The organism is Arthrobacter sulfonylureivorans (assembly GCF_047607445.1).
Lineage (GTDB): Bacteria > Actinomycetota > Actinomycetes > Actinomycetales > Micrococcaceae > Crystallibacter > Crystallibacter sulfonylureivorans_A.
This window is the reverse complement of the sequence record NZ_JBLKRT010000001.1, coordinates 140,903-157,006: the sequence shown is the minus strand read 5'-3', so window position 1 is coordinate 157,006 and position 16,104 is coordinate 140,903. Positions and strand designations below refer to the sequence as shown.

Genomic DNA, 16,104 nt, shown 5'->3' with positions numbered 1-16,104 from the left:
CTGACGGTGCCCCGCCCGACGGTGCCGGAGCGGCCGGACAGCCGCCCCGGAGATTCGTGGGATCAGGCCCCGCGGTTCTTTTCCCGCATGGCGCGCAGGGCCTCGCGGTTGTCCTGCTTCTCGCGCAGCGTCTGCCGCTTGTCGTAGTCCTTCTTGCCGCGGCCCACGCCGATCTCTACTTTGGCCAGGCCGTCATTGAAGTACAGCTGCAGCGGCACAATGGTGTAGCCGGATTCCCGGGTCTGGCGGGCGATCTTCTCCAGCTCGGCCCGGTGCAGCAACAGTTTCCGGCGGCGCCGGGCGGCGTGGTTCGTCCAGCTCCCGTTGAGGTACTCCGGAATGTAGACGGACTCCAGGTACAGCTCATTGTTGTAGAAGATGGCAAAGCCATCCACCAGCGAAGCCCGGCCCTCGCGCAGGGACTTCACTTCGGTCCCCATCAAGGCCATCCCTGCCTCGTAGGTATCCATGATGTGGTAGTCGTGCCGGGCCTTTCGATTGGTGGCCACTACCTTTCGGCCACTTTCTCTGGGCACGGGGTAACTCCTTCGTCGTCGGAACGTTCTATTATAACGGCGCCGGGGCGTTTCGTCCCGCAGCGCCCGCTGCGCCCGCCGCTGCGAGGCTTTAGAGCAGGCCCATCGGATTCACGAAGTCGCCGTTGACAATGGTTTCGAAGTGCAGGTGGCAGCCGGTGGAGTTTCCGGTGCTGCCCACGTAGCCGATCAGCTGGCCACGGGAGACGCTCTGGCCGGCGTACACCACGTATTTGTTGAGGTGGTAGTAGTTCGTGTCCAGCGCGTTGCCGCCGACCACGCCGTGGCTCATCGTAACGCTGTTGCCGCCGCCCCACACCGAGCCGTCCGCCCGTACCACCACGCCGGCGGCGGGTGCGTAGACAGGCGCGTTGCAGCCGGGTCCGTAATCGATCCCGCTGTGCAGGTAGCCGCCGGTGCCGAAAAAGTCGATGGTGCCGGGCGGGGTGGACCGCCAGCCGAACCCGGAGGTGATGACCCCGCTGGTCGGCGCGATCAAACCGAAGGACGACGGCGACGAGCTGACCTGCTTGGGCGGCTTGACCTTGGGAATGATCTGCGGCACCGGCTGGCCGTTGTTCCGCGCCGCCTGCTGTGCTGCCTTGATCCGGGCCTGCTCGCGCTCCCACGCTTCCTGCGCCTTGCGCTGCTCTTCGGCCTCGCGCCGGGCCTTTTCCTCCGCCTCGCGGCGCAGCCGTTCCTGCCGCTCCTTGATCTGCGCGAGCACTTGCTGCTGGGCCTGTTCGGTCTTGGCCAGTTCCTGCTCGATCTCCGGCTTGCGCGCCTGCAGGCTGTCCGACAGTGCCGAGGTCTCGGCAATCAACTGGTCGACCTTCTGCTTCTCGGCCGCCGCCTCGTCGCGGGCGGTCTGTTCCGCCGCCAGCGCTTCCTCGGCCTGTGCCTTCAGTCCCCGGATTTCCTCTTCCACGGCCTCCAGCCGCGCCTGGGAGTTCACGTTGGTGGCGTTCTGCTGGGACAGCTTGTTCAGCGCGGCGTTCTGGCTGCGCAGCGCTTGGTCCGCCAGGTCGATGGTACTGGCCAGGCTGGCATCGCCGTCGGATCCGAAGAACAGCGACAGGTTGGACGGCACACCGCCCTGTTTGTAGGCCTGGGTGGCGATCTGGCCGATGACCTTCTTGGTTTCTTTGAGCTCTTCGGCGTCGCTGGCCAGCTGCTGGTTGATCTTGTCCTTGGTCTGCAGGGCCAGATCCACCCGCTGGGCCAGGGCTGCCACCTTGTTCGCAGCTGCGTCCACCCGGCCCTCGGCCTCGGTGAGCTTCTGCTGGGCTCCGGGCAGCCGGCTCTGGTACTGCTTGAGTTCCTTGACCGTCTCCACGATGTCCGCGTCGAGGAACTCCAGGGAGTGCTCGATCTCTTCGATTTCCTGTTCCAGCGCCGCCTTGCGGTCGTCGAGGTCATCGGCCTGGGCCGGCCCGGCAGAGCCCAGCGAGAAGGCGAGCAATGCCGCCATGGCTGCACTCAGTATCCCCTGCGGAAGACATTTCTTCCGCGGCGTCGAACGGCTCACAGCCTGGCTCCCCATTGTCAAGTTCTGCTCACGTTTCATGATTCTAGACCTTCAGGTAGCGACGCAGGGTCAGCAGGGACGATATTCCTGCCAGGACAGCCCCCAAGAGCACCAGCGCGGGGCCGATGACCAGCATGGTGTTGGAGGAAATAAACGCAGTATCCGGGTACTGGCTGGCGAGCCAGTCGCCGATGAAGAAGTGCGCCACGGCCCACAGCGTGACCGAGGCCAGCAGGGCACCGACCACGGCGGCGATCACGCCTTCCAGCACGAACGGCAGCTGGATCACTGCCTTCGAGGCGCCGACCAGTCGCATGATGCCGGTTTCCCGGCGGCGGCTGAAGGCCGAGAGCCGGATGGTGGTGGCGATCAGCAGGATGGCGCAGACGATCATGATGACGGCGATGCCCACCGCCACCAGCGAAGCGATGTTCATGACGTTGAAGACCTTTTCCAGGATCTCCCGCTGGTCCACCACCACCTCCACGCCGGGCAGCGAGGAGAAGATTTCGTTGATGACCTCGTACTTCTGCGGATCCACCAGCGAGATCCGGAAGGACTCCGGCAGCTGGTCCGCGGTCACCGAATCAACAATCGGCGAATTCGCGAACTGGTCGCGGAAGTGGCCCAGCGCGTCGTCCTGCGATTCGTACAGGTAGGTGTCCACGTACTGCTCCACCGCCGGGCTGGTCAGCGTGGCCTCGATCTCGGCACGCTGTTCATCCGTCACCGGGCCGGACGCGCAACTGGCCGCCGTCGAGGTATCAACACACAGGAAGACGGCCACCTGGACCTTGTCGTACCAGTAGCCCTTCATCTGGTTGATCTGCATCTGCAGCATGCCCGCCGCGCCGACGAAAGTGAGCGAAATGAACGTCACCAGCACCACGGAGACCACCATGGACAGATTCCGGCGCAGGCCGGACCCGATTTCGCCGAGGATAAAAGCCAGTCTCATTTGGCCTCCTCCGGCTCGCCGAGGTAGATACCTTCGGCCTGGTCACGGACCATCACGCCGTCGCGCAGTTCGATTACGCGCTTGCGCATTTCGTTGACGATCACGTCGTCGTGCGTGGCCATCACCACCGTGGTGCCGTTCTGGTTGATCCGGTCCAGCACCTTCATGATGCCCATCGATGTGGTCGGGTCCAGGTTGCCGGTGGGTTCGTCGGCCAGCAGGATCCCGGGCTTGTTCACCACGGCCCGCGCAATCGCAACGCGCTGCTGCTCGCCGCCGGAGAGTTCGTGCGGCATGCGGTGGTCTTTGCCTTCCAGGCCCACCGTCTTGAGCACCTCAGGCACCGTCTCGCGGATCACCGCGCGGCTGCGTCCGATCACCTGCATCGCAAACGCCACGTTCGCGAACACCGTCTTGTTGGGCAGCAGCCGGAAGTCCTGGAACACGACGCCGATGCCGCGGCGCAGTTTGGGCACGCGCCAGCTGGGAATGTTGGCCACATTCTGGCCGGCGACATACACGGCGCCGCGGGTGGCACGGTCTTCTTTCAGAACCAGCCGGATGAACGTTGATTTTCCGGAGCCGGAGGAGCCGACCAAGAACGCGAAGTCCCCGCGGTCAATCTCCAGGCTGATCCTGTCCAGGGCAGGACGCGAGTTCTGATCGTAGATCTTCGTGACGTTATCGAATCGAATCATGACTACTTTGTGCCTCAGTGCCGAGGACGAGGGCCTGTGCTTGGGGGAAGAAACCTCAGCCTCTCGACTATAGGCACGCAGTCTTGGGTTTACCCTGCAGGGTTCCGGGTGTGTCGTTTCACCTGCTGGCCACCGCCTGCCGCACGGCACCGGCCACCGCGGCGGCGCCCGGGCTGTCCATCACGATCGTGTAGTGGTTCGTTTCGGGCACGTCGCGGACCTGCAGGTTCGGCAGTCGGCCGGCCCACTGCTGCACGTAGCCCGGTGTGTACAGGCCCGCCTCTTCGTTCAGCAAACCACGCGGCGCGCGCAGCAGCACGGCCGGCACCGCCAGCGATTCCAGCGCGTCCATCAGGGCGGCCCCGCCGTTCAGGTCGGCGGTGTCGCGGGCCATCGCCTCGTAGTTGGTGGACGGCCGCAGCAGCGGCGGTTCACCGGCCAGGTCGTAGTCAACGTAGTCCTCCACCAGCGCGTTCCAGTGGTCGGCGAAGGCCGGGTGCACGCGCCAGAAGTCCCGGTACGCTTCCCGGCTGGGGAAGGTCGCCGCCAGCCGTTCGGCCGCCGGTCCCAGCACGGACTGGATGACCTCGTCGTCGCTGAGCCCGGCGGGCACCTGCAGCGGCAGCCCGCCGTCCACCAGCACCAGCGACTGCACCAGCTCCGGGTGCCGGCGCGCCAGCACCACGGAGGCGAACGCGCCCATCGAATGGCCGACGACGACGGCGCTGCGCACCTGGTGGGCGGCCAGCACCTCGGCGAGGTCGTCGGCGTGGGCCGCCATGCCGAACGGGCCGGGCAGCTGGTTGCTGCGGCCGCGGCCGCGCAAGTCCGGGGCGATCAGCCGCACGCCGTCGAGCTCCTGCGCCAGCAGGCCCCAGGTGCGGTGCGACGCCGTCACACCGTGCACGGCCAGCACCGCCGGTGCCTCCGGGTTCTGCGGCCCCCAGACTCCGGTGCGCAGGGTGCCGCCGCGGACCGCGACGTCCAGCGTGGCGTAGGGCAGGGTTGCCGGTTGAGTGCTCATCGGCTGGACCACCCGCCGTCCATCGTGTAAGACGCACCGGTGACCATGCCGGCGTCGGCGCTGGCCAGCCAGCAGGCCAGCGAGGCCACTTCGTGCGGTTCGGTCAGGCGTTTGACCGCGCTCTCGGTGAGCATCACCTGGGCCACCACCTCTTCTTCCGGCAACTGGTGCAGCCGGGCCTGGTCGGCAATCTGCTTCTCGACCAGCGGCGTCTTGACGTAGCCGGGGTTGATGCAGTTGCTGGTGACGCCGTGCGCCCCACCCTCCAGCGCGGTGACCTTGGACAGGCCTTCCAGGCCGTGCTTGGCCGAGACGTACGCCGATTTGTAGGCCGACGCCCGCAGTCCGTGCACCGAGGAGATGTTGATGATCCGGCCGAAGCCGCGCTGGTACATGCCCGGCAGCGCCGCGCGGATCAGCAGGAACGGGGACTCCAGCATCAGGCGCAGCATCAGCCGGAAGTCCTCCGGTGCGAACTCCTCGATCGGGTTGATCCGCTGGATGCCGGCGTTGTTGACCAGGATGTCCGTATCCACGGTCGCCGTCTCCAGCGCCCGGGTGTCGCTGAGGTCCACCTGCCACGGGACGCCGCCGATCTCCTGCGCCACGCGTTCGGCGGCCGCGCCGTCCAGGTCCGCCACGGTGACCTTGGCGCCGCGCTCGGCCAGCGCCCGGGCGCAGGCCTCGCCGATGCCGCTGGCCCCGCCCGTGACCACGGCGCTGCGGCCCGTCAAAGTCTGTTCAGCCATGGAGTTGTCCTTCCGTCCCGTGCGGTTGTCCGGGGGCCAGCGCCCGCTCGATAAACTGCATCATTTCTTCGAAAACATGGTCTGGCACTTCCCGCGGAACGGGCTGCGCACCGTCGTCGTCCTCCCAGAGCACCCAGCGCATGCCGATCAGCTCGCCGATGCCCATCAGCGCCCAGGCCGCCACGTCCGGGTCCATCGGCCGGACGTCGCCGGTGGCCTGCGCCGCCTTGAGCCCCTCGATGTAGCCGTTGACAATCCGGGTGTAGTGCATCCGCAGTGCGCCCGGCGAGACGAACTCGGCCTGCCGGACTATCCGGTAGAGCGCCGGATGCTCCGCGGTGAAGCGGAAGAACGCCTTGAAGCCGGCGCGCTCGGCCTCCATCCGGTTGCCGGCCGACTTGGCGGCCTCGGTCATCGCGTGGCGGACCCGCCGGTTGAGGTCCTCGACCACTTCGTCGAAGATCGCCTGCTTGCCCTGGAAGTAGAGGTAGAACGTGCCCAGGCCGACGTCGGCCTGCTCGGTGATCTTGACGATCGAGGCGTCGTGGTAGCCCACCGAGGCGAACACGGTCTCCGCCGCCGCCAGCAGTTTGGCGCGGGTCCGGGTGCCCCGGGCGGTGCGTGGTGCAGCGCTCATGCGTCCTGCTCCGATCCTGCAGACGCCGCGGCCGATCCGGCGTGCTCGGGCTGCAGCGCGGCCTGCCGCAGCCGCCCCCGCGCCACCTTGTTCAGGGCCGTCCGCGGCAGGGTTGGCACAAAGTCAAAACGTCCCGGCACCTTGAAGGAGGCCAGCTGCGCCTTGCAGTGCTCGGCCAGCTCTTCGGCGTCGGTGATCCGGCCCGGGCGGACCACCACGTAGGCCAGTCCCGTCTCCCCCCAGCGTGGGTCAGGGACACCGACGACGGCGGCCTCCGCAACCGCGGGGTGTGTCAGCAGGGCCTGCTCCACCTGGGCCGGCGCCACATTCTCGCCGCCGGAGATGTACAGGTCCTTGATCCGGTCCACGATCCGGTAGAAGCCGTCCGCGGTGCGTTCCACCAGGTCCCCGGTGCGCAGCCAGCCGCCGGCGAGCGCCGCCGCCGTGGCCTCCGGATTGCGGAAGTAGCCGGCGAAGACGCCCGGACCCGAAACCAGCAGCTCGCCGGTGGCCTCGCCTTGCAGGATCTGGCCGGTGGCCGGATCCGCCACCGACACACTGACGTGCGGGTACGGCTTGCCCGCGTAGCCGATCATGGACGCGGCGTCTTCATTGGGCAGGCAGAGCACGTTCGGCGACGCCTCGGTCAGCCCGTAGCCCTGGCTCAGCGCCACGCCGCGCTTGTGCCAGATCCGCAGCAGCGGTGCCGGCATGGATGCCCCGCCGACGATGGCGTGCTGCAGGCTGGAGAGGTCGGCGGACGCGAAGTCGGGATGCTCGGCCAGCATGGCGTATTGGGCGGGCACGCCCATCATGGTGGTGACCCTGCGTTCGGCGATCAGCTGCAGCACCCGGCCCGCATCGAAGGTCCGTTCCAACACCACCGTGGCTCCGGTCCACCAGGCCAGCAGCGGCTGGATGTTCCAGCCGCCCACATGGAACTGCGGCAGCGCCGCCAGCACCACGTCGGCGCTGGACAGCTCCATGGTCCGGGACAGCGAGAGGTTGGTCCAGAAGCAGTTGGCATGCGTGAGGATGGCGGCCTTGCTCTGCCCCTCGGTGCCGGAAGTGAAAATCATCAGGAGCGCATCGTCGTCGTGCACCTCCCGCTGCACTGCGGCCTCGGCCGCCGTGCCGGCCGCCCGCCGGGTGGGACCCGGCACCTGCCGCTCTACCCCGGAAGGTCCGGGCGCCGCGGTGCGCGGCGGCAGCGGCAGCATCGCGGCGGCGGCCGCGGCGAGCGCATCGAACTCGTGCTCCACCAGCAGCAGCGCCGGGTCGGCCAGCTGCAGCTGCTCGGCGATCTCCCGCGGCGACAGCCGCCAGGACAGCGGCACCAGGACCAGCCCGGCCTTGGCGCAGGCGAAGAACAGCACCACGTGGTCGGCGGAGTTGCCGGTCAGGGTGGCGATCCGGTCCCCCACCCCGTAGCCGGCGGCGCGGAGCCGGCCGGCCAGCGCAACGGCCCGGGCGTCGAGCTCGCGGTAGCGCAGGACCACCCCGCGGTCGTCGATGGCCACCCGGTCCGGTGTGGACACGGCGCGGTCCGCGGTCCAGCGGCCCAGGGTGTGGAGCCCGTCCTGCTGGTTGTGCTGCTGGTTCACTCGGCATTCTCCAGTGCTTGGCGCTGCCGGGCGGCTGCCTGGCGGCGCTGGCCGCGGCTGAGGGTGGCCCGCTGCACCGCCCCGGTGATGCCGCCGGGCAGGAAGAGGACCACCAGGATGAACAGTGTACCGAGGATGAACAGCGGCTCGGAGAGCGGAATCCGCAGGATGTCCGGCAGGCCGGCGATGGCCTCGGACTGCGCCAGCGATGTGAGCCGCTGGTCCAGCAGTGTGTAGAACACGCCGCCGATGATGGCGCCCCAGCGCGACCCCACGCCGCCGAGCACCACCATGACCAGCAGGGTGATGGTGAAGTCGGCGGAGAGGCTGCGCGGCACGGCCCCGGACTGCAGCAGCAGGTAGACCATGCCCACCGCCGACGCCAGCACACCGCCCACCACAAACACCAGCAGCTTGATCAGGTAGGGCTGCAGGCCGATCACCCGCACGCGCAGTTCGTTCTCCCGCACGGCCGCGGCTACATGGCCGGCCCGGCTGAACTGCACCCAGGTCACCACGGCGAAGACCACCAGCAGCACGATCAGCGCCAGCCAGTACAGGTTGCGGGTGTTGGCCACGCCCAGCAGGGCTTCGGGCAGGTTGTCGGTGGCCAGGGTCAGGCCCTCTTCGCCGCCGGTGGCCTGGCCCGGGTTGCGGCCCACCAGCACGTGGCCGGCCTCGGCGAAGGCCAGCGTCACCATGGCGAACGGGATGCCGGTCACGCGCAGCCCCACCGCGCCGACCACGTGGGCCAGCACGATCACCAGCAGCAGGGTCAAACCCATGGCCGGCAACAGCGGGATGTCGAAGGTGTCCAGGATGACGCCGAGCCCGTACACCCCGGCACCGAAATACAGCGCGTGGCCGAAGGACAGCAGCCCGGTGACGCCCAGCAGCAGGTGGTAGCTGAGCGCCGCAGCGGCCATCAGCATGCACATGGCGAGCAGCTGCAGCGACCCCGGCGTGTAGGTGGGCCCGGGCAGCACGCCCGGCAGGGACAGGTTCAGCAGCGGCAGCAGCGCCAGCAGGACCACCCCGGCCCCGCCGGCGCCCCACTTGAGCAGGGTGCGGCCGCCGGCGGCAGCACCGCCGTCGTGCTGGCCTTTTCGGTTGCGCCGCTGCCCCGCGGTTGTGGCGGCCGGGCCGCTCTGCGCGGCGGAGCCGGCCGTTGCCTGCTGCGGGTTCGGCTGTGCTTCGGACTGCGGGTCGGTCTTGCTGGTGGTCATGATTTCCTCCCGAGCAGGCCGGAGGGCCGGAAGAGCAGGACAAGGGCCAGGGCCACGACGACGACGAAATCCCCGGTGCCGAAAAGGTAAAAGTTGGCGAACTGTTGCAGCAGCGCCACCACCACGGACGCGATGGCCGCGCCGGTGAGCGAGCCCAGGCCGCCGATCACGGTGACGATGAAGGCGAAGATCAGCAGCGAACCGCCCAGCAGCGGGGAGACGTACTGGAAGTAGTGGCTGGCCAGCACTCCGCCCAGGCCTGCCGCAGCGCCGCCGATGGCGAAGACCAGGGTGAAGGCTTTGCGGACGTCGATGCCCAGCGCGGTGACCATGGAGCGGCTTTCCACACCGGCGCGGATGATCATGCCGTAGCGGGTGCGCTTGAGGAAGAACACCAGGCCCAGCAGCACGAACACGGCGGCGATGATGGCCACGAAGCGGTCGTTCGCGATCTGCGCTCCGAGGATGCCGGTGGTTTCGCGGAACCACTCCGGGCCGGAGATGTGGATCGGGTCGGTGCCCCAGATGCCGTCGAACAGCGCGACCGACGCCAGCGAGAGGCCGACGGTGACCAGCACCTGTTCGATATGCCGCTCGTAGAGTTTGCGGATCAGCACGAACTCCGTGAAGGCGGCAAACAGCGCACCCACCACGGCACCTATCAGGAGCGAGCCGAGGAAGGTCCACCAGTTGTCCGCCCCGGCGCGGCGGGCGAATTCCCAGCCGGCGAAGGCGCCCAGGGTCAGGAAGGAGCCGTGCGCGAAGTTCAGCACGCCCATCAGGCCGTAGATCAGGCTCAGCCCGGAGGCCACCAGGAAGTACAGCGCGCCCAGGCCCAAGCCGGTGACGGTCAGCAAGACGATGGTGCTCACTTCTGTGCTCCGTTCCGGTCGGCTTCTTCGCCGTGCCCTGCGTCGGCGTGGACGCCCAGCAGCCGCTGGGTCAGGTCTTCGTTGTCCAGGAAATCCAGCGCGCTGTCGGTGGTGTGGACCACCTTGCCGCCGGAGAGCACTACTGCGCCGGCGGCCAGCTGGCGGACCACCTGCAGGTTCTGCTCCACCAGCAGGATCGGCACCGTCTCCGCGGCCCGTTCCAGGGTCTCGGCGACTTCCTGCACGATCTTGGGGGCCAGGCCCTTGGTGGGTTCGTCGATCAGCAGCAGCTTGTTCTCGTTGAGCAGCGCCCGCGCCAGCGAGACCATCTGCTGCTGGCCGCCGGAGAGCGTGCCGGCCATCTGCGCGGCGCGCTTGAGCAGGTCGGGGAAGAGTTCCTCCACCAGTTGGCGGCGCGGGGAGGCGTCCCGTTCGGCCAGCCGCAGGTTCTCCGCCACGGTGAGCTTGGAGAAGACCTCCCGGTCCTCGGGGACGTAGCCGACGCCGCGGCGGATGATCTTGAACGTGGGTTCCTTGTCGATCCGCTCCCCGTCCAGCGTGACGCTGCCGGTACGCGAGATCAGGCCGATCACGGCCTTGATGGTGCTGGTCTTGCCCACGCCGTTGCGCCCGAGCAGGGCGGTGATGCCGGTGGCCGGGACGGAGAAGCTGACGTCTTCCACCACCTGCTGGCCGGCAATGTGGGCGGTCAGGCCGGCAATTTCCAGTACCGGACGGGCGTTGCCTCCGGGCTGCGTGGCCGCCGGTTGCAGGGCCGTGGCCTGGGTTGTGGGCTGCGCCGTTGCATGCGCTGTGGCCGGGGCCGGGCCGCCGGTTGCTGCGGCGTTCGCTGCCTCCGGATGGGGCTGCGGTTGCTGGCTCATACGGGTTCTCCCAGGTAGGCGCTCTGGACGGTGGGATTGGCCATCACCGCGTCCGGGGTGTCAATGGCCAGCAGCTTGCCGTGGTGCATGACCGCCACCCGGTCCACCAGCCCGAGGACCACATCCATGTGGTGCTCCACCATCATCACCGTGCAGCCGCGGTCCCGGTGCATCCGGCGGATAATCGCGCTAAGTCCCGGGACATCGCCGGAAGCCACGCCGGCCATCGGCTCGTCCAGCAGGATGACGGCGGGATCGCCGGCCAGGAGCATGGCGATTTCCACCTTGCGCTTGTCGCCGTGGGAGAGGTCTCCGGCGGCGGTATGCAGCTTGTCCTCCAGCCCGACCTCGGCCACATTCTGCTGGGCGACCGACGTTGCGGAATCCGTCCGCGACGGGAACCGGAAAACCGACAGGCTTCCGCCGAGGGCGGCCTGCGCTGCCAGCCGGACGTTTTCCAGCACGCTCAGCCGCGGAAACAGGCTGGAGGTCTGGAAGGTCCGGCCCAGCCCGGCCCGTGCCCGGTGATGGATCGACGCCGAGGTGACGTCCGCGCCGTTGAGCTTGACGGCTCCTTCGGTGGGCTTGAGCACGCCGGAGATGAGATTGAACAAGGTGGTTTTGCCGGCGCCGTTGGGGCCGATCACGCCGACCATTTCGCCGGTCGCCACCGAGAATCCGACATCCTCAAGGATGCGGGCGCCGCCGATCTGCAGGCCGAGGCCGTGCACCAGGAGCGCGGGCTGATCTGGGGAGGTCATCATGTCACTTTCTGTGCGGTCGCGGACCGTGGTTGTTGCAGGGGTCCGAGCCCAGGGACGCCGCCCGCCATGTGGGTCGGGCGGCGCCTCTGGACGTGCGGTACCGGTCGCCGGAGCGGTGCGGCTGCGGTTACTTGGCTTCCGGCGGAGCCACTTCGTCTGCCGGAATCGCCTTGATCAGCTCGGGCACCCAGTCGCCGCCCTGCTCCACCAGCTTGGCCTGGTACATCTCCTGCAGCAGCGCGTGGTCGGAAGCGCGGACGGTCGTCTCGCCCTTCGGGCCGTCGAAGGTGTAGCCCTCCAGTGCGGCAACCATGGCGTCGACGTCGTTGCCGCCTTCCTTCACGGCCTGGACAATCATCTGGCCGGCAACAAAGCCGTCCGGGGTGAACAGGTCGGCCTTCTTGCCCTCGGCTTCGACCTTTTCGACCATGGCCTTCTCCACGTCGTTTCCGGCTGCGCCGGGGAAGTAGTGGTTCAGGAAGCTGATCTTGTCCGAAGCGGCGCCGTAAGCGCCGAAGGTGGCGGCGTCGCCCAAGCCGGTCACGATCGGAGCGGCATCAAACGCGCCCTGCTGGCTCAGTGCCTGCCACATGGAACCCGAGGTGGCTCCGGCCCAGGCAACGAAGACCAGATCGGGCTTCGCATCGATCAGCTGGCGGGCGAACGGGGTGAATTCGGTGGCGTCTTCGGGCACCAGGACGTCGTCGACCTCGGCGCCCTGCTCGCCGAGCACGGCCTTGACGGCGGCGAGGTTGCCTTGGCCGAACGCGTTGTCCTGGCCGAACACCACGACCTTCTTGCCCTTCAGGTCATCCACGAAGGTTCCCGCGGTGGCCACGTCCTGCAGGCTCTGGCGGCCGGAACGGAAGGTGTATTCGTTGATGCCCTGCAGCGCGTCGGTGGCGGCCGGGCCGGAAATGTACAGCACCTTGTTCTGCGCGGCCTGCTCGGCGAGCTTGAGTGCGATGCCGGAGACCACGGTGCCGGCCAGGATCTTGTAGTCCTTGCCGATCAGGTCCTTGGCGACGTTGACCGCCTTGTCGGGGTCGCCGCCGTCGTCGTGGTAGGTCAGGTTCAGCTTGGTGCCGTTGACCTCGCCGGTGCCCTCGGTGGCATAGTCGATGCCGGCCTGCAGGCCCGCATGGTAGGCCGCGCCATAGGCGGCAAGCGGGCCGGATTCGGAATAGACGATGCCCACGTTGATGCTCTCGGGCGCACTGCTCGCCTCGCCGGCCGCACCGGCAGTATCGCCGCCGGTAGTCGGCGCGCATGCGCTCACGGCAAGTCCGGTGGCCAGTGCTGCGGCCATCAGGAACTTCTTTGTTGCCTTCACTCCGATGCCTTTCGTTGAAGAATCTGCTGAGGAGAAAACTGGAACTGTCTGAACCTGATGGTCGGGTAACCCAAACCTGAAAGGTGATTCAGATTACAGCAAATCTATGGCGCGGCTCACAGCAGTGTCAACATCAGCGCCCGAGGACAAGGTCACGATTCGGTTGCAGAGCTAGGCCGGGCGCGCTGCAGAGCTCGCTCGGAGGCGGGGCTGCGACCCCAGGGTGAACCCGTCGCGGCCCCTTCCGTGGGCCTCGACTCCTGGGCTGCGGAGCTCTCCCGTGGTCGGGCCGCGGACCCGAGGTGACCCCCGTCGAGGGCCACCTCCCCGGGCCGCAACCCTTGTGCCGATCTGCCCCATTGACAGCGAAAGCCCGGCCGCTCCAGAGGGAGCTGCCGGGCTTTGGCGGGACGTTTGGGTTAGTTTTCAGCGTTGCGGCTATTGGCGCGCCAGCGGATGCCGGCGTCGATGAAGTCGTCGATCTCGCCGTCCAGGACGGCACCGGTGTTCCCGACCTCATGCTCGGTGCGCAGGTCCTTGACCATTTGGTAGGGGTTCAGCACGTAGGAGCGCATCTGGTCGCCCCACGAGGCCTTGACGTCGCCGGCGAGCGCCTTCTTCTCCGCATCCTGCTGCTCCTTCTTCAGCAGCAGCAGCCGGGACTGCAGCACGCGCAAGGCGGCGGCGCGGTTCTGGATCTGCGACTTTTCGTTCTGCATCGACACCACGATCCCGGTGGGAAGGTGGGTCAGCCGGACCGCGGAGTCGGTGGTGTTCACCGACTGGCCGCCCGGACCCGAGGAGCGGAACACGTCCACCTTGATCTCGTTGTCCGGGATGTCGATCGAGTCGGTCTGTTCGATCAGCGGAATGACTTCGACGGCGGCGAACGAGGTCTGGCGGCGGCCCTGGTTGTCGAACGGGCTGATCCGGACCAGGCGGTGGGTGCCGGCCTCCACCGAGAGCGTGCCGAAGGCAAACGGCGCCTTGACTTCGAAGGTGGCCGACTTCAGCCCGGCCTCTTCGGCATAGGACGTGTCCAGCACCTGCGTTGCATAACCATGGCGTTCGGCCCACCGGAGGTACATACGCATCAGCATTTCCGCGAAGTCGGCAGCGTCAACGCCACCGGCGCCGGAGCGGATGGTCACCACGGCCTCGCGCTCGTCGTACTCCCCCGAAAGCAAGGTGACGACTTCGAGTTCCGACAGTGCCTTCTTGAGCGCGTTCAGTTCGCTGGCGGCCTCGGCCATGGAGTCTTCGTCGCCGGCGTCCTGGCCCAGTTCCACCAGGACCTCAAGATCGTCGATCCGCGCCGCGAGCTTCTCCAGCCGCTCCAGTTCGCTCTGACGGTGCGACAGTTTGGACGTGATCTTCTGCGCCGCGGCCGGGTCGTCCCACAGATCCGGCGCGCCTGCCTGCTCGCTCAACTCGGCGATATCCTTGCGGATAGTCTCCACATCGGAGACTGCTTCAATGGAGTCATACGTGGCGCGCAATGCGCGGATTTCAGCGGGAAAGTCGATCTCAGCCATGGTTCTTCAAGCGTACGCCATGGCGGGGAATCCTCTCCCCCGGCAGGTCTGGACTTCGTCCAAGCCCCTCCGCGCGTAGGCCCGGCCGCTGCGATACCACGGCACCGGCCCCGTGGCCGATCCCGTTGCCACCACGGCAAAACTTGCCTGCTCTTCCTGCCTGCCTCTAGCTCCCGCGCGTAGCTTGCAATAACCTTTGGGAGTGCGAAGGTGCAGGTTGTTCACGCGCCGCGTACGGGGACGAGGGCATCCTGATTTACATTCCACCTTGTGGGGAGGCTGCAATGTCCAGTCAAAGTCACCGTCCGGCTCAAAGCCGGCGACAGCGGCACAAGCCCGAAAACCGGCAGGAAAGCCGGCCGCCGCATACAAAAAGATTTCGAAACCTGTTGGGGGCTTTCAGCGCGCTGGTCTTGGCCGCCGCAACAATTGTCGCAGCCTCCGGCCCAGCAGCAGCTGAGGAAGAAAGCGGCTACACCGTCGTCCTGAAGGACAACGTCACGAATGTCGACTCCACCGCCGCAGCGCAGGAGAAGAAATACGGGTTCACGCTCTCCAGCACCTATGAGCACGGGCTGAAGGGTTACTCGGGCACCATGACGTCCGCGGAGCAAGCAGAGCTCGGTGCCGATCCCGCCATTGCATTCATCGCGCCGGAGCGAAAATTCACCTTGGCCGACGACGAAGCGGATGGCCCTGAGCCACCCGCAGTCACCGGGTTCCTGCCCACGTGGTGGCTGCGGGTCGGCGGCACAGAGGAGGAGGCAGCTGATAACGGGACGGAGATCTCGGTCAATACCGCGGTCATCGACTCCGGCATCGACAGCTCGCACCCGGACCTGAACGTCGTTGGCGGCGTGGACTGCTCGTCCGGCACCGCGGTCGAAGTAACTCCCGTTGACCGGAACGGCCACGGAACGATGGTCGCCGGAGTTATTGCCGCGAAGAACAACACCTTTGGGGTGATCGGCACCGCCTACGGCGCACCGCTCTGGTCCGTCCGCGTGATGACTGACAGCGGCACGATCTCAGAGGCCGCCCTGCTGTGCGCCGCCGACTGGGTGGTCTCCACCCGCACGGATTCAGACGAGCAGAATGACATCCAGGTGGCCAACATCAGCATCGGCGGACCCGGCCAAGACCAGGGCCCCTGCGGCAAAGGAGTCGATCCGCTGCACCAGATGATTTGCCAGGGGGTCGAGCAGGGCATCACCTGGACGGTTGCGGCCGGCAACGCGGCCGCGGACCTCGCGACCACGGTCCCGGCCACGTATGACGAAGTGCTCACCGCCACCGCCATGGCAGACTACGACGGCCGCCCCGGCGGAAGGGCAACTCCGATCTGTAGCGGCGGGTCCGTTCCAAGCGCCGACGACGATTTCGCCAACTTCTCCAACTTCGCCACCCAAGCAGCAGACCAGCAGCACACCGTTGCAGGGCCCGGAGTCTGCATTACCTCCACCTACCCTGGCGGCCTCTACAACACGGCGCACGGCACCAGCTTCGCCAGTCCGGCAGTTGCCGGCTCGGTGGCCCGCTGTATCTATAGCGGGGTGTGCCAAGGCGGCGGGTCGTCCGTGATGCAACAATTCCTTGCCGCCGTCGAGCAATACAACAACGAGGAGCCTCGCTTCGGGTTCACCGGGGACCCGCTTCGGCCGGCGTCCGGCCAGTACTTCGGCTACCTCACCACGTCCACCCTAGGGTTCTAGGGGATCCCAGCGCGGTGCGTCTCTTCCGCGCCGGGACGAGGCCT

The 16,104-nt window shown here is 67.4% G+C and carries 15 protein-coding genes; 1 reads left to right on the top strand and 14 read right to left on the bottom strand.

The genetic code is table 11. The annotated features are described in order from the left end of the window. Window positions 1–62: 62 nt before the first annotated feature. From smpB to prfB, 14 genes are all read right to left on the bottom strand, one after another. Window positions 63–536, bottom strand: coding sequence for an SsrA-binding protein SmpB (smpB, locus tag ACMX2H_RS00695; RefSeq protein WP_414958493.1), 474 nt, complete (start codon window positions 534–536; stop codon window positions 63–65). Window positions 537–627: 91 nt separating this feature from the next. Continuing rightward, window positions 628–2,007, bottom strand: coding sequence for a peptidoglycan DD-metalloendopeptidase family protein (locus ACMX2H_RS00690; RefSeq protein WP_414958492.1), 1,380 nt, complete (start codon window positions 2,005–2,007; stop codon window positions 628–630). 100 nt (window positions 2,008–2,107) lie between these two features. Beyond that, a complete protein-coding gene (gene ftsX, locus ACMX2H_RS00685; RefSeq protein ID WP_414958491.1) occupies window positions 2,108–3,022 on the bottom strand; it encodes a permease-like cell division protein FtsX in 915 nt (304 codons plus the stop codon). Next, a complete protein-coding gene (ftsE, locus tag ACMX2H_RS00680; RefSeq protein WP_414958490.1) occupies window positions 3,019–3,720 on the bottom strand; it encodes a cell division ATP-binding protein FtsE in 702 nt (233 codons plus the stop codon). The genes ftsX and ftsE overlap by 4 nt, the downstream gene beginning before the upstream one ends. 118 nt (window positions 3,721–3,838) lie before the next feature. Beyond that, window positions 3,839–4,744, bottom strand: coding sequence for an alpha/beta fold hydrolase (locus ACMX2H_RS00675; RefSeq protein ID WP_414958489.1), 906 nt, complete (start codon window positions 4,742–4,744; stop codon window positions 3,839–3,841). Then, on the bottom strand, window positions 4,741–5,493 hold the full coding sequence (locus ACMX2H_RS00670; protein WP_136784621.1) for a 3-hydroxybutyrate dehydrogenase: 753 nt from the start codon (window positions 5,491–5,493) through the stop codon (window positions 4,741–4,743). Before ACMX2H_RS00670 ends, ACMX2H_RS00675 begins: the two co-directional genes overlap by 4 nt. After that, entirely contained in the window at window positions 5,486–6,130 is a 645-nt protein-coding gene (locus tag ACMX2H_RS00665; RefSeq protein ID WP_414958488.1) for a TetR/AcrR family transcriptional regulator, read from the bottom strand. The genes ACMX2H_RS00670 and ACMX2H_RS00665 overlap by 8 nt, the downstream gene beginning before the upstream one ends. Beyond that, the gene (locus ACMX2H_RS00660; RefSeq protein WP_414958487.1) at window positions 6,127–7,734 is read right to left on the bottom strand and encodes a class I adenylate-forming enzyme family protein; all 1,608 of its coding nucleotides are present in this window, start codon (window positions 7,732–7,734) and stop codon (window positions 6,127–6,129) included. The genes ACMX2H_RS00665 and ACMX2H_RS00660 overlap by 4 nt, the downstream gene beginning before the upstream one ends. Then, entirely contained in the window at window positions 7,731–8,960 is a 1,230-nt protein-coding gene (locus ACMX2H_RS00655; RefSeq protein WP_414958486.1) for a branched-chain amino acid ABC transporter permease, read from the bottom strand. The genes ACMX2H_RS00660 and ACMX2H_RS00655 overlap by 4 nt, the downstream gene beginning before the upstream one ends. After that, window positions 8,957–9,832 (bottom strand): branched-chain amino acid ABC transporter permease, encoded by an 876-nt coding sequence (locus tag ACMX2H_RS00650; RefSeq protein WP_414958485.1) that lies wholly within the window; start codon window positions 9,830–9,832, stop codon window positions 8,957–8,959. The genes ACMX2H_RS00655 and ACMX2H_RS00650 overlap by 4 nt, the downstream gene beginning before the upstream one ends. Beyond that, entirely contained in the window at window positions 9,829–10,716 is an 888-nt protein-coding gene (locus ACMX2H_RS00645; RefSeq protein WP_414958484.1) for an ABC transporter ATP-binding protein, read from the bottom strand. Before ACMX2H_RS00645 ends, ACMX2H_RS00650 begins: the two co-directional genes overlap by 4 nt. After that, the gene (locus tag ACMX2H_RS00640) at window positions 10,713–11,477 is read right to left on the bottom strand and encodes an ABC transporter ATP-binding protein (RefSeq protein ID WP_136784625.1); all 765 of its coding nucleotides are present in this window, start codon (window positions 11,475–11,477) and stop codon (window positions 10,713–10,715) included. Before ACMX2H_RS00640 ends, ACMX2H_RS00645 begins: the two co-directional genes overlap by 4 nt. 130 nt (window positions 11,478–11,607) lie before the next feature. Continuing rightward, window positions 11,608–12,813 (bottom strand): substrate-binding domain-containing protein, encoded by a 1,206-nt coding sequence (locus ACMX2H_RS00635; protein ID WP_414958483.1) that lies wholly within the window; start codon window positions 12,811–12,813, stop codon window positions 11,608–11,610. A 419-nt stretch (window positions 12,814–13,232) separates the two neighbouring features. Then, on the bottom strand, window positions 13,233–14,348 hold the full coding sequence (gene prfB / locus ACMX2H_RS00630; RefSeq protein WP_414958482.1) for a peptide chain release factor 2: 1,116 nt from the start codon (window positions 14,346–14,348) through the stop codon (window positions 13,233–13,235). Window positions 14,349–14,737: 389 nt separating this feature from the next. On the opposite strand from prfB, the gene ACMX2H_RS00625 reads away from it, so the two are divergent. After that, window positions 14,738–16,060, top strand: coding sequence for a S8 family serine peptidase (locus ACMX2H_RS00625; protein WP_414958481.1), 1,323 nt, complete (start codon window positions 14,738–14,740; stop codon window positions 16,058–16,060). Window positions 16,061–16,104: the final 44 nt, after the last annotated feature.